Genomic DNA, 12,723 nt, shown 5'->3' on the forward strand with positions numbered 1-12,723 from the left:
CCCTTTTACAAACAGGTGTCCTTAGGGCATTACACTAAAGAAATACAGAAATGAAAAAATATATAGATCAAGGAAAAAACGATACACGAAGCGGATTTGGAGCCGGGTTGACAGAATTGGGAAGAACAAATCCCAATGTTGTTGCACTCTGTGCAGATTTGGTAGGCTCATTAAAGATGGAGAAATTCATAGAGGAGAATCCTGAGCGCTTTTTCCAAATTGGGATTGCTGAGGCCAATATGATGGGGATTGCTGCAGGATTGACCATTGGAGGCAAAATTCCGTTTACTGGAACTTTCGCCAACTTTTCCACTGGAAGGGTCTACGATCAGATCAGACAATCTATTGCATACTCTGATAAGAATGTAAAAATCTGTGCCTCTCACGCGGGGGTAACCTTAGGTGAGGATGGTGCCACCCACCAAATATTGGAAGATATAGGACTTATGAAAATGCTTCCGGGCATGGTTGTCATCAACCCTTGTGACTACAACCAGACCAAAGCAGCTACCATAGCCATTGCAGATTATGAAGGTCCTGTTTATTTGAGGTTCGGAAGACCAAAAGTTGCCAACTTTACTCCGGCCGACCAAAAATTTGAAATTGGAAAAGCAATAATGCTCAACGAGGGAACAGATGTCACCATTATCGCTACAGGCCATTTGGTATGGGAAGCACTAATTGCTGCAGAAGCATTGGAGGCCCAAGGGATCTCCGCAGAAGTGATCAACATACATACCATAAAACCTTTGGACGAAGAGGCCATTTTAAAATCTGTGAAGAAAACAGGGTGCGTTGTAACCTGTGAAGAGCACAATTTCTTGGGCGGATTGGGAGAGAGTGTCGCAAGGACCTTAACCTTGAACCATCCAGCACCACAGGAATTTGTAGCTACCAAGGACACTTTTGGTGAGAGTGGAACACCAGAAGAGTTAATGGAAAAATACGGGTTGAACAATAAAGCAATAGAAAAAGCCGTTGTGACTGTGTTAAAAAGAAAATAATCAAATCCCTTAAAGGGAAATGAGGATTCTAAACATAGAAAACTGTGGTACAGAACTCAACTAAACTGCTAAAACTACCAACTAGAAATAGTGGAATATTTTAGCGGTTTTTTTTGTGCCATAACCTCACCTTTTCGTGTCAAGATTAATTCTTTTTAAGTTAATCAATTAATAAAGTTGTGCCGTAATTGCACAACGTATTCAATTTAAAAGAACACTTATGAAAAAAACTTTTTTAGTAGCAGTTTTTGCATTGATCGGAGCTGTGGCATTCGCTCAAAATGGACCAGGATTTGGTATCAAAGGAGGTCTTAACTATGCCGGGAACGGGGATTATTTTGATTCAGCAGAACAGGCCTATAGAAATCCAGACAGAAATGTGGGTTACCACCTAGGTTTTTTTGGTAAAATCGGGGATAAAATTTATTTAAGACCTGAATTGATGTATACCAAAACTAAGTCGGACTACGAGAACAACAGTTTGTCCATGAGCAAATTGGACGCTCCCATTTTGGTAGGATTAAATATCATTGGCCCATTGAATGTTTTTGCTGGCCCTGCCTTTCAGTACATTTTGGATACCGATTTTGACGGGGTTACCATTGGCGATGTGGAAAATGACGTCACCGTTGGAATGAACATCGGGGCTGGATTGAGCTTTGGCAATTTTGGTTTGGACCTGAGATATGAAAGAGGTTTCAGTGAAAATGAAGTTTCTGTATTTTCAGCAAACGGAGTTCCAACTGGAGACCGAATTGATACAAGACCAGATCAACTTATCTTGAGTTTATCCTTTAAGATGTAATTGAACTTATAATTCATAAAAAAGCCCGCTACAAGTAGCGGGCTTTTTTTATATGGTTTATTGGAATACTATTTTGTATCCTTATCCAAGTAATCAGGAATACCATCCCCATCCGTATCGGGGAAAGTAATATTCCCATTGGCATCAATTATAATTTCATCTCTGGTAGGGGTTCCATCACCATCATCATCTGCATCCAAGTGGTTTGGTATTAAACCAGTTCTAGCCTTTACCTCGGCTTCTCTATCGGTATTGTCGTTGGTTAAATTCCCATCCCCATTAAGATCTTCCATAAAAGACGGAATCCCATCATTATCATAATCCGTATTGGTGACCACTAGCCCCGCATCCAGTTTAAAAATTAGCGGAGAATACTGTCCGATACCACCCTGAATTTGATTAAAATAAGCAAGCCCGGAAGGCATTATCACCAACCCGATTCCACTGTTTGTTATTTTAGTGGTGCCATCATCATTCACAACAATATTATTACCTGCCCTTAATTTGCTTACCCCTTTGGCATATCCTCTAAGAAAAAATGGAAGATACTGCCACGAATAGTTTGCAGTCCCATCAAAAACGGTTCCATCCAACAAGGAGCCCTCGTATTTCAAAAAGGTCGAATCTGCTATAGTAGGCCTCTCACCTTCTCCTTCCCTAGCGATCAAATAATAGTACGTATGCTCTACGCTTTGTTCATTCTCTAGCCCAAGATCGTCGTTGGTCACCACCACCTTTTCCGATTGTACCTGCTGCATTAAAGGCGTCTTACCTGCATTATCCCCTGAGATGGTATCTATTTTAATTTTAAAATCAAATTCTGCCGTAGGATTGGCAAACTCCTCATAGTTATAAAAATGGGTCTCCAAAAATTCCTTTATGGCAGCATCATTCTCCAAAACCACCTCATCCAAAGCCCTGGGTGGAATGGTTTCAAAACCTGGTCCGTCGTCTTTTTTACATGACCATACCATTCCTATCAATAAAAACAGTAAAAATATTCTGTTTACTCTCATGAATCTCTTTTTAAGGTCCGCAAGATACAATTTTCCCTTATTTTTGTGGAAGTCATCAATAAAGAATTTCAATAGTTTATGCGCATAGATAAATTCCTTTGGAGTGTTAGGTATTTCAAGACCAGAAACATCGCTACAGAGGCTTGCAAGAAAGGTCATATCAAAATAAACGGACAGGCAGTCAAACCTTCTAGAGAGGTGTATGTAACAGATAAAATTGTAGTCCGCAAAGATCAGATCAATTACGAGTTTACCGTTCTGGACATCCCTCCAAGTCGCGTTGGCGCCAAACTAGTGGATATCTATAGGGTAGACACAACCCCAAAAGAAGCCTTCGCCCAAAACGAACTTTTAAAATATTCCAAAGACTATTATCGCAAAAAAGGAACCGGTAGGCCAACAAAAAAAGACCGAAGGGATATAGACGACTATAAAGATGAAACTGACTAAGGATTTTTGGGAGGAAAAATATAAAAATGGGGATCTAAAATGGGATATTGGCCATGTCTCCACTCCTCTAAAGGAATATATTGACCAACTAGAACATAAAGAGATCAAAATTCTGGTCCCCGGAGCGGGTAACGGATATGAAGTGGCCTACTTACAAATGTTGGGCTTTAGGAACGTATATGTGGTAGATCTGGCCGAACAACCATTAAAGCGTATTAAAACTGCTTGCCCTGACTTCCCTAAAGATCGATTGATACAAGCAGATTTCTTTGATCTTGAGGAGAATGGTTTTGACCTGATCCTGGAACAGACCTTTTTTTGTGCCCTAGCTCCAGAACGCCGAGCAGATTATGTTCAAAAAATGAAAGCGATATTAAAGCCTGGCGGAAAGATTGTAGGCTTGTTCTTCGATTTCCCCCTGACTGAGGTAGGACCACCATTTGGAGGCAGCAAAACAGAATACGAAAATCTTTTCAAACCCTCTTTTCAAATAAAAATACTGGAGAGGGCCTATAATTCTATTCAACCTCGAAAAGATAAAGAACTGTTCTTTATCTTTGAAAAGTAAACGAACACCTCATGCAGAACCAAATTCTTTCACACGCACAGATACAACACAAAATAAAACGGATTTCTTACCAGATCTATGAAGCCAATGTTGAGGAGTCGGAAATCGTAATTGCCGGAATCGAAGGTGGAGGCCTGTTGTTTGCTAAAAAAATTAAAAGGGTACTCCAAAACATAACGAATGCGGAGATCACCTTGTGCAAGGTCTCCATGGATAAAAAAGATCCGGTAGCAAGTGGGGTTCAGACCTCTATTCCGGAGGAGGAGTACGCCAATAAATCAGTAGTGTTGGTAGACGATGTCCTTAATTCGGGAACTACATTGATCTATGGGGTCCACCATTTTCTTAGAGTCCCTTTAAAACAGTTAAAAACTGCTGTTTTGGTAAACAGAAACCATAAAAAATATCCTGTGAAAGCGGATTATAAGGGGATCTCCCTTTCCACATCCTTACAAGAACATATTAAAGTTGAATTTAAGGCTAAGAACGACTCAGTTTCCTTAGCGTAAGAGTGATTTTATTTTCAAGGCGATGTCCTGTGGTGTTCCATCACTAGGTATTGTATGGGCGGCCAAGGAATAGAAAGGGGATCGTTCAAACAAGTGTTTTCCGAAAAATTCTGGCAAATCCGCTTCTTCTATATGGGCAATCAAGGGTCTGTACTCCTTTTCTTTGGTAAGACGTTTTACCAACTCCGGAATGGACACCCTAAGATAAAATACATTTTTGGTAAGTCTGGAAATGACCTCCATGTTGCCGCTATAACATGGTGTACCTCCCCCAGTGGAAAGAATAATATCGGAATTTTTTTCCAGGACCTCCGATAAATATTGATGCTCTAATTTTCTAAAAAAAAGCTCTCCTTTTTCCTTAAAAATAGCAGGTATTTTCATTCCGGTCTTTTCTTCAATGTAAGCATCCAAGTCTAAAAACCTGAAACCCAAATATTTGGACAACTCCTTACCCACAGTGGTCTTACCACTCCCCATATAACCCACCAAAACAATTTTCATCTTTAAATTTTGAGTAAAAATGATTCAAATAAAGGGGATTTCAAAAAAAATTAAATTTATTCGAAAAAAGGCTTGTGAAATAAAATAATGCCCTTATATTTGCACCCGCAAACAGCAATACGCTAGCGCTGAAATAATGACCTGGTAGCTCAGTTGGTAGAGCATCTCCCTTTTAAGGAGAGGGTCCTGGGTTCGAGCCCCAGCCCGGTCACAAAATCTTAAATGATTAAAAAAAAGCCCATAAACATCACGTTTATGGGCTTTTTCGCTTCTACTATCTATTGGAATTGTATTTCTTATATTTTGATTCTAATATAATGAAGGTTAAAGTGATTTCCCTTCAGTTGCCACCAATAATTGTTGCAGCTTGTTTGCCGTTAAAGGTTTACTTATAAAATCGATGACCATGTCATATTTTCTCGATTTTTCTTCATCCATCTTGTCTAAAGAGGAACTAACAACATACACCCCAATCTTTTTTTTGAGATCCATCTTTTTTAATTCATCCAAAAATTCCCAACCGTTAATAATTGGCATGTTCAAATCCAAAAAAATGACTTCAGGCATTTCCTTATTGGTTTTTAACATAAACCTTAAATCATCCAATGCCTCCTTGCCATTTTCATACACAATAATGTTTGAACAAAAACTACTGTTATAATTTAGCAACACCTTGGTACCATAAACGAATATCGGGTCATCGTCGATAATACAAACTGTATTAAGTTTCATAATATTGAATATAGAGAATAAAATACGAAAATAATTTTACAAAGCTAAGAATTTTCCTACAAATATTAATTTGATCGAAGAATCAGTGATCGCACTACTTCCCTGCTCTTATTATATTACAACCAAAAATATTCCTATTTATGTCGGTTTTCAGGAAGTTTTAAAGCTGGATCTGATTAATCATTCCCGCCTACAGATCAACTATGGTCTTACTATTGACTTGGGTTATATTACCAAGATAGCGATTGGTCCATATCTCCAAGAAGAAGGTTTTCTAATACTCGTTGTCACAAAAAAATATTTTCAACAACCTTGCCAGTGAAATGGTATAGTAAAAAAACATGGTTATATTTGCAAACTCTTACGTGAGCCCACGTGGTGAAATTGGTAGACACGCCACCTTGAGGGGGTGGTGTTCGCAAGGATGTGCTGGTTCGAATCCAGTCGTGGGCACAAAACCGCTTTTATAGCGGTTTTTTTGTTCCCTATTGTAGCGAAAAATATACCATTGTCAAAAAAAGGCTTTCCTTGCGAACACCCCAATCATTTAAAATTGATGTGATGGCTCCCCCGAAGCCTCGGGGCAGTCGTGGGCACAAAACCGCTTTTATGGCGGTTTTTTTGTTCCCTATTGTGTCGGACAATGCAGCATGGTAAATCAAAAACTTTTCTACGAACACCCTAATTATTTATAATTGATGTGCTGGCTCCCCCGAAGCATCGGGGCAGTCGTGGGCACAAAACCGCTTTTATAGCGGTTTTTTTGTTCCCTATTGTACCGAAGAATGTACCATTGTCAATAAAAGGCTTTCCCTGCGAACACCCTTATTATTTAATATAGATGTGCTGGCTCCCCCGAAGCATCGGGGCAGTTGTGGGCACAAAACCGCTTTTATAGCGGTTTTTTTGTTCCCTATTGTACCGAAGAATGTACCATTGTCAATAAAAGGCTTTCCCTGCGAACACCCTTATTAGTTAGAATTGATGTGCTGGCTCCCCCGAAGCATCGGGGCAATCGTGGGCACAAAACCACTTTTATACTCAAAGTAGTTTACTCTTGGGTCCTTGGATTTCTTACTATATGGAAGGAAGAAGTGATTATCTGCTACAAGGATTGGAATCTATGCGCATAAATTAACCCTAAAAAGAATTTTCAAGTTATAATTTACTCATTCTTATTCTTTGTAATTTAGTTTCTTTACCCACATCCTATTGGGATGTTAGTTTTTATTTTGCAAATATGGGAAAGAACATCATTATCGTTGGTGGAGGGATCATTGGTCTTAGCAGTGCTTATTATCTTTTAAAGGAAGGTCATCATATAACCTTAATAGACAAGTCGGACCTTTCCAAAGGAGCTTCTTTTGTAAATGCCGGGTATATTACCCCCAGTCATATTATTCCGTTGGCCTCTCCCGGAATGATGGCAAAAGGCATTAAAATGATGTTCAATAGTAGCAGCCCTTTCTATATTAAACCCCGTTTGGATCTTGACTTCCTTAAATGGACCTTGAATTTTAATGCTTCCTCTACCAAAAAAAATGTTGAAAAAGCCATCCCGTTGATCAAAGACATTAATCTTTTGAGCAGGGATTTATACTCGGAGATTTACAATTCTGGGGATTTAGGTGAGTTTCATCTAGAAAAAAAAGGATTGTTGATGCTCTATAAAACAGCAAAAGAAGGAAAGCATGAAGCAGAAGTTGCAAAAAGGGCCGAAGATGAAGGCCTGGAGGTTAAAACGCTGACCCTAAAGGAACTTTCTATACTCCAACCCAATTTAAGCCATGAAATCTTAGGGGCGATACATTATGAATGTGATGCCCATACCACCCCAACAGAGCTGATGCCCAAATTAGTGGCCTACCTTAAACGCATGGGGGTAGTGTTCAAAACCAATGAGGAAGCTTTGGACTTTTCATTTCATGACAGAAAAATTTCATCAGTAACAACCAATAAGGAAACTTATACGGCGGATGAATTTGTTCTGGCCTCAGGATCCTGGAGCGAAGGAATTGCAAAAAAACTAAAATTAAAACTTAGGGTACAACCGGGAAAAGGATATCGGATCAATGTACATCGCAAAACAGGAATCCTCCTTCCGGCTATACTTATGGAGGCCAAAGTGGCGGTTACCCCCATGCAGGGATTTACAAGATTCGCTGGAACCATGGAACTTTCAGGTATCAACCATGATATCAAGGCCGAAAGGGTGCATGCCATAGCCAATGCCGCAACATCCTATTACGATGGACTGGAGATCACCGAAACTGAAAGAAGTGAAGCTCAGTGTGGCCTAAGGCCTGTTTCTCCTGATGGGCTCCCTTATATAGGACGCTCCTCGGGATATGATAATTTGACTATCGCCACGGGACACGCCATGATGGGATGGAGCCTAGGTCCGGCTACTGGAAAATTGGTGACCGAAATAATATCCGATCAAAAATTATCAATGGATATTGATGGATTCCATCCAGATCGCCGCTTTTAGTTACAAGCGTTTGACCTTTACATTTTTGAACCAGACCCCTGCCCCATGGTCCTGTAGGGCCAAATGGCCCATATTGCTCTTGCCATAATCTGGATAATCGGTCCATTTTCCGCTATTGCGTTTTTCCTTCCATTCCTCGGAGGCTCTATCAAATGCTACAATCATCTCCCCATTTAACCAATGCTCCACTTTCCCATTGTTCACTTTGATAATGGTAGCATTCCACTCACCAACAGGTTTAAGGATTTTCTTATTGTTTGCAACAAACATCGCATAGTCGGCCCCAGTTTTTTGCCAGTCCTCTATGGGTTCCGGAAAGCCAACATCGTCCAAGATTTGATATTCCGGTCCGGTTTGGTAAGGTGAATGGTAAATGGTATCCTCAACTACATTGTAGAAAACACCACTATTGCCCCCTTTGCTGATCTTCCATTCCAATTGTAATTCAAAATTTTCAAATTGTTCATTGGTTATTATATCCCCACCCATATCACCTGCTTTCCCCAGACATTCGATAACCCCATTAGCTATCACCCAATTATTTGGCAAATGATCCATATTGTAGCCCCGCCACTTGGTAGAATCCATAAGGGAAACCCAATCGCTTGCTCCTAATTCAGTATTCTCCTGAACAGGTTGCACCTCTTGTTTCATTTTTTGTTTACATGCTGAGACCATTAGTATCATACATGCCATGCCCATTAGTATCTTCATCCTTTTTGGTGTTATATTTTTTTCATTTTCACTGGGTCCCATTTTATGGCCCTATCCTCAAAATAACTGTCGTTGCATGCCAGGGCTGGAGCGGCTGCCCGGTACCCAAATATAGCATCCTCCGTTACTGGGCTACCTCCTCTTATGGCATTGAACCAATTGGCAAAATGATCATAATGGGCGCCTTGATACCCTTCTTCTGCTTGATAGACAATTTCTTCTTGTGGTAATATTTGCTTTCTTCCTGTTTTTAATCCCTGTTCTTTCGATTTAGCCGCCAAAAAAGGGTCATCAAATTGTTCATTATTTCTTTTCAAGGTAATCTTGTCCCATTCCACATCCATAGAGCCCTCACTGCCCACTATTCTTAAATAGGTAGTTCCCGAAGTGCCATCAACAAAATTACATCGCAAGGACAAGTTAAAAGCTGGATGTTGCGGACTGTCTGGATAATCAAACACTCCGAGAAGTACATCGGGCACTTCCCTCCCATCCTTCCAATAGCGTAGTCCCCCCGAAGCATAGATCTGGTTGGGGCCAAAGGAATTAGTTATAAAATGCAAACTTGAAAAAAGATGTACAAATAGATCACCGGACATTCCCGTACCATAGTCCTTATAATTCCTCCACCTAAAAAACCGGGTAGCATCAAAAGGTATTTTATTGGTGTTTTTAATAAAGCTATCCCAATCAATCGTTTGGGAAGAGGCATCGCTGGGAATATTATACTGCCAAGCTCCTATGGGACTCCGTCTTGCCCAGAATCCCTCTGCATAATTAATATCACCTATGGCGCCCTCCGCAAGAAGGGCTTTAGCTTTCTCGTTGCCCAAAGACGATAGCCCTTGGCTCCCGACCATAAAAACCATGCCGGTTTCTTTTTGGGTTTGGATGACTTCATGCCCCTCATCCAAGGAGTGGACCATGGGCTTTTCGCAGTACACGTGTTTACCTGCCCTCATGGCATCAATTGATATTTGTTTATGCCAATGATCTGGCGTACCAATAATTACAGCATCTACATCCTTACGGTTCAGAATCTCCCTATAGTCCTTGGTGGTAAACAAATCTGATCCCCAGTTTTCCTTTGCCTTTTTCAAATACCCATCATAGAGATCACATACGGCAACCAATTTTATCCCATTGTGTTTTAGGGCGGTGTACGTATCTTGACTTCCCATTCCTCCTGCCCCAATTAAAGCAATCTGTATATTGGAATTGGCCGCATACCGCTCTCTGGTCAAATACGAGATTTGTTTTGGAGAGTTTGCCGTTAATATAGCTGGAACTCCGGCAATCGCCAAGGCACTTGTTCCAAGGGTTTTAATAAAATCTTTACGGGTGTGCTTAGAATTTTTAGACATTTATTACATTTTATTGCGATATATTAACAGCAAATTAAGATATCCATTTTATCTTATAATTCATACTATCCTTTACAATATCCTCATGATGCCAAAATATTTTATTAAAAATTAACGACCTATTTAACACTTGCTTAAATATTTCTTGTAACTTTGTTTAACCATTTTAAATAAATGATGAACAACGTAAAAAAAATATTTAGCATTCGGGACTTGGAGAACCTCTCAGGGATAAAGGCTCATACTATTAGAATTTGGGAAAAAAGGTACGACCTTTTATCTCCAGAAAGAACCTCAACAAACATTCGAAATTACAGTTTGGCCAGCCTTCAAAAACTGCTGAACATCACACTTCTTTATAACAACGGCTATAAAATCTCCAAAATAGCCAAAGTGCCAGAGGATGAGATTCCCTTATTGGTAAAAGAAATTGTGGCGAGGAATAGTTTTAAAAACCACTCAATCAACGCTTTTAAATTGGCCATGGTGAATTTTGACCAGACCATGTTTTTCAATACCTACAACAGATTATTGGCGGATAAATCATTCAGGGATATCTTTTACGATGTGTTTATTCCATTACTCAATGAATTGGGACTCTTATGGCAAACGGATACGATCAGTCCATCCCATGAGCATTTCATCACCAATTTGATCAAACAAAAGATCATCGTCAATACCGATAAATTACATAGCAATGAGCCTACCCAAAAGGATAAGACTTTTGTGCTGTTCTTGCCGGAAAATGAAATCCATGAGTTAGGTCTTCTATTTGTCAATTATGAGATTACCCTTAGGGGCTTTAAGTCTATTTACTTGGGCCAAACTGTACCGACAGAATGTTTAACTGATTTGACCAAGTATTACGAGAATTTACATTTCATATCCTATTTTACTGTTGAACCCTCAAAAGAAAAAATTGATAAGTATCTTGAAGAGTTCACCAAAAATGTAAACCAAGATGGGAAGTCAAAATTATGGATCCTTGGGTATCAAATTCAGAATTTGGACAAAACCAACCTCTCCCCCTCCCTGCGAACCTTTAATTCCATAGATCAATTAGTTCAAGAATTATAAAACTAGAGCATACCACTAACATCCTGACATGAGTAAAAAGATAATTATCATAGGTTCCGGTTTTTCCGCCTTATCGGCTTCTTGCTATTTGGCCAAAGAGGGTCATGAGGTTGCCATATATGAAAAAAACGAGACCGTTGGAGGTAGGGCCAGACAACTTGTAAGAGATGGTTTTACTTTTGATATTGGGCCTAGTTGGTATTGGATGCCCGATATCTTTGATAAATTCTTCAACGACTTTCAGAAAAAAACTTCTGATTATTACCAATTGGACAAATTGAGTCCGGCCTATAAAATATTCTTTTCCGATGATGTTATCACGATTGGTGACCATATGGACAAAATCTGTGAGGAATTTGAGCGAATTGAAAAAGGAAGCTCTGATCGATTGCGAAAATTTATAAAAACAGCCCAGGAGAATTATGATATTGCCATTAACAAAATTGTCCTAAGGCCAGGACTTTCTCCATTTGAGTTGGTAACCAAAGAAACGGTCTTGAGAGTTGATCAATTCTTTAAGACGATAAGTCAGCAGGTACGCAAGGATTTTAAAAACCCCAAATTAGTATCAACCTTAGAGTTTCCAGTGTTGTTCCTAGGGGCCAAACCCAGTAAAACCCCATCCTTTTATAACTTCATGAACTTTGCCGATTTTGGTTTGGGCACATGGCATCCTAAAGGAGGAATGTACGAAATAATAAAGGCCATGAGGAGCCTTGCCGAAGAACTAGGGGTCAGCATACACACCAATAGCCCCGTCGAAAAAATTATAGTATCCAATAAAAAGGCCACAGGAATACGAGTGAATGGGAATGAAATACAAGCCGATGTCATCCTTAGCGGTGCAGATTATCACCATTCGGAATCTTTGTTGGAAAAGGAGCACAGGCAATATTCCGAAGCCTATTGGGAGAGCAAGACTTTTGCCCCTTCCTCTCTTTTGTTCTATGTTGGCTTTGATAAGAAATTGAAGAATATTGAACATCATAACCTCTTCTTTGATACAGATTTTGAAAGACATGCAGAGGAAATCTATGATAACCCACAGTGGCCGAGCGATCCTCTGTTCTATGTTAACATACCTTCGATCACAGATGCCAGTATGGCTCCGGAAGGATGTGAAACCGGATTCTTCCTGGTACCTATTGCACCTGGTTTGGAAGACACCCCAGCATTAAGGGCTCAATTTTTTGATCTGATCATAAAACGATTCGAAAAACGCACCGGTGAAAAGGTGGAAAAAAATATTATATTTCATGAATCCTTTTGTGTAAATGATTTTAAGGAAGCATACAATTCTTATAAAGGTAATGCTTATGGAATGGCCAATACTTTATTACAGACAGCTTTCCTAAGACCCAAGTTGAAAAGTAAGAAAGTAGAAAATCTTTACTTTACAGGCCAACTGACAGTTCCCGGGCCAGGGGTGCCGCCGGCATTGATTTCAGGAAAACTTGTTTCGGAACTAATTGCTATGAAAAATTAATAA

At 39.7% G+C, this 12,723-nt stretch carries 13 protein-coding genes and 2 tRNA genes; 10 read left to right on the forward strand and 5 right to left on the reverse strand.

Annotation, left to right across the window (positions count from 1 at the left end; translation table 11 throughout):
• The first annotated feature begins 50 nt into the window (after positions 1–50).
• Both ABXZ32_RS14400 and ABXZ32_RS14405 read left to right on the forward strand, forming a co-directional pair.
• Positions 51–1,004 carry a transketolase family protein gene (locus tag ABXZ32_RS14400; RefSeq protein WP_354619390.1) on the forward strand — a complete coding sequence of 318 codons (954 nt, stop codon included), beginning with the start codon at positions 51–53 and terminating at the stop codon, positions 1,002–1,004.
• A gap of 220 nt (positions 1,005–1,224) precedes the next feature.
• Positions 1,225–1,809 (forward strand): outer membrane beta-barrel protein, encoded by a 585-nt coding sequence (locus ABXZ32_RS14405; RefSeq protein WP_354619391.1) that lies wholly within the window; start codon positions 1,225–1,227, stop codon positions 1,807–1,809.
• Between the two features lie 68 nt (positions 1,810–1,877).
• On the opposite strand, the gene ABXZ32_RS14410 is transcribed toward ABXZ32_RS14405, so the two are convergent.
• Positions 1,878–2,825, reverse strand: coding sequence for an FKBP-type peptidyl-prolyl cis-trans isomerase (locus tag ABXZ32_RS14410; protein ID WP_354619392.1), 948 nt, complete (start codon positions 2,823–2,825; stop codon positions 1,878–1,880).
• Positions 2,826–2,903: 78 nt separating this feature from the next.
• Here ABXZ32_RS14410 and ABXZ32_RS14415 point away from each other — a divergent pair, with 78 nt between their 5' ends.
• From ABXZ32_RS14415 to ABXZ32_RS14425, 3 genes are read left to right on the forward strand one after another with little or no spacing between them, the layout of a single operon-like run.
• Positions 2,904–3,275, forward strand: coding sequence for an RNA-binding S4 domain-containing protein (locus ABXZ32_RS14415; protein WP_354619393.1), 372 nt, complete (start codon positions 2,904–2,906; stop codon positions 3,273–3,275).
• Complete coding sequence (locus ABXZ32_RS14420; protein WP_354619394.1) at positions 3,262–3,843, forward strand: methyltransferase domain-containing protein; 582 nt, start codon at positions 3,262–3,264, stop codon at positions 3,841–3,843. Before ABXZ32_RS14415 ends, ABXZ32_RS14420 begins: the two co-directional genes overlap by 14 nt.
• Before the next feature lie 11 nt (positions 3,844–3,854).
• Positions 3,855–4,352, forward strand: coding sequence for a phosphoribosyltransferase domain-containing protein (locus tag ABXZ32_RS14425; protein WP_354619395.1), 498 nt, complete (start codon positions 3,855–3,857; stop codon positions 4,350–4,352).
• Here ABXZ32_RS14425 and ABXZ32_RS14430 read toward each other — a convergent pair.
• A complete protein-coding gene (locus tag ABXZ32_RS14430) occupies positions 4,344–4,856 on the reverse strand; it encodes a shikimate kinase (protein WP_354619396.1) in 513 nt (170 codons plus the stop codon). The genes ABXZ32_RS14425 and ABXZ32_RS14430 overlap by 9 nt on opposite strands.
• Before the next feature lie 138 nt (positions 4,857–4,994).
• Between ABXZ32_RS14430 and ABXZ32_RS14435 the strand changes: the two genes are divergently transcribed.
• A tRNA-Lys gene (locus ABXZ32_RS14435) sits at positions 4,995–5,067 on the forward strand.
• A gap of 113 nt (positions 5,068–5,180) precedes the next feature.
• Here the strand turns inward: ABXZ32_RS14435 and ABXZ32_RS14440 are convergent.
• Positions 5,181–5,588: a response regulator gene (locus tag ABXZ32_RS14440; protein WP_354619397.1), complete on the reverse strand. Its 408-nt coding sequence runs from the start codon at positions 5,586–5,588 to the stop codon at positions 5,181–5,183.
• A 369-nt stretch (positions 5,589–5,957) separates the two neighbouring features.
• On the opposite strand from ABXZ32_RS14440, the gene ABXZ32_RS14445 reads away from it, so the two are divergent.
• Positions 5,958–6,041, forward strand: a tRNA-Leu gene (locus ABXZ32_RS14445).
• Positions 6,042–6,828: 787 nt separating this feature from the next.
• Positions 6,829–8,079: an NAD(P)/FAD-dependent oxidoreductase gene (locus ABXZ32_RS14450; protein WP_354619398.1), complete on the forward strand. Its 1,251-nt coding sequence runs from the start codon at positions 6,829–6,831 to the stop codon at positions 8,077–8,079.
• Here the strand turns inward: ABXZ32_RS14450 and ABXZ32_RS14455 are convergent, their stop codons facing one another.
• Together ABXZ32_RS14455 and ABXZ32_RS14460 are read right to left on the reverse strand one after the other, a co-directional pair.
• Positions 8,080–8,793: a 3-keto-disaccharide hydrolase gene (locus tag ABXZ32_RS14455; RefSeq protein WP_354619399.1), complete on the reverse strand. Its 714-nt coding sequence runs from the start codon at positions 8,791–8,793 to the stop codon at positions 8,080–8,082. It abuts the gene before it with no gap.
• Positions 8,794–8,804: 11 nt separating this feature from the next.
• Positions 8,805–10,157: a Gfo/Idh/MocA family protein gene (locus ABXZ32_RS14460; protein WP_354619400.1), complete on the reverse strand. Its 1,353-nt coding sequence runs from the start codon at positions 10,155–10,157 to the stop codon at positions 8,805–8,807.
• Between the two features lie 177 nt (positions 10,158–10,334).
• Here ABXZ32_RS14460 and ABXZ32_RS14465 point away from each other — a divergent pair, with 177 nt between their 5' ends.
• Positions 10,335–11,234: a MerR family transcriptional regulator gene (locus ABXZ32_RS14465; protein WP_354619488.1), complete on the forward strand. Its 900-nt coding sequence runs from the start codon at positions 10,335–10,337 to the stop codon at positions 11,232–11,234.
• A 28-nt stretch (positions 11,235–11,262) separates the two neighbouring features.
• Positions 11,263–12,720, forward strand: coding sequence for a phytoene desaturase family protein (locus ABXZ32_RS14470; protein WP_354619401.1), 1,458 nt, complete (start codon positions 11,263–11,265; stop codon positions 12,718–12,720).
• Positions 12,721–12,723 lie beyond the last annotated feature (3 nt).

It is taken from the genome of Sediminicola luteus (assembly GCF_040566555.1).
Taxonomy (GTDB): Bacteria; Bacteroidota; Bacteroidia; order Flavobacteriales; family Flavobacteriaceae; genus Sediminicola.

Bases quoted from the DNA above. Each gene is read 5' to 3' on its own strand.
- ABXZ32_RS14400 (WP_354619390.1), top strand. From the start codon at position 51: ATGAAAAAATATATAGATCAAGGAAAAAACGATACACGAAGCGGATTT.
- ABXZ32_RS14405 (WP_354619391.1), top strand. From the start codon at position 1,225: ATGAAAAAAACTTTTTTAGTAGCAGTTTTTGCATTGATCGGAGCTGTG.
- ABXZ32_RS14410 (WP_354619392.1), bottom strand. From the start codon at position 2,825: ATGAGAGTAAACAGAATATTTTTACTGTTTTTATTGATAGGAATGGTA.
- ABXZ32_RS14415 (WP_354619393.1), top strand. From the start codon at position 2,904: ATGCGCATAGATAAATTCCTTTGGAGTGTTAGGTATTTCAAGACCAGA.
- ABXZ32_RS14420 (WP_354619394.1), top strand. From the start codon at position 3,262: ATGAAACTGACTAAGGATTTTTGGGAGGAAAAATATAAAAATGGGGAT.
- ABXZ32_RS14425 (WP_354619395.1), top strand. From the start codon at position 3,855: ATGCAGAACCAAATTCTTTCACACGCACAGATACAACACAAAATAAAA.
- ABXZ32_RS14430 (WP_354619396.1), bottom strand. From the start codon at position 4,856: ATGAAAATTGTTTTGGTGGGTTATATGGGGAGTGGTAAGACCACTGTG.
- ABXZ32_RS14440 (WP_354619397.1), bottom strand. From the start codon at position 5,588: ATGAAACTTAATACAGTTTGTATTATCGACGATGACCCGATATTCGTT.
- ABXZ32_RS14450 (WP_354619398.1), top strand. From the start codon at position 6,829: ATGGGAAAGAACATCATTATCGTTGGTGGAGGGATCATTGGTCTTAGC.
- ABXZ32_RS14455 (WP_354619399.1), bottom strand. From the start codon at position 8,793: ATGAAGATACTAATGGGCATGGCATGTATGATACTAATGGTCTCAGCA.
- ABXZ32_RS14460 (WP_354619400.1), bottom strand. From the start codon at position 10,157: ATGTCTAAAAATTCTAAGCACACCCGTAAAGATTTTATTAAAACCCTT.
- ABXZ32_RS14465 (WP_354619488.1), top strand. From the start codon at position 10,335: ATGAACAACGTAAAAAAAATATTTAGCATTCGGGACTTGGAGAACCTC.
- ABXZ32_RS14470 (WP_354619401.1), top strand. From the start codon at position 11,263: ATGAGTAAAAAGATAATTATCATAGGTTCCGGTTTTTCCGCCTTATCG.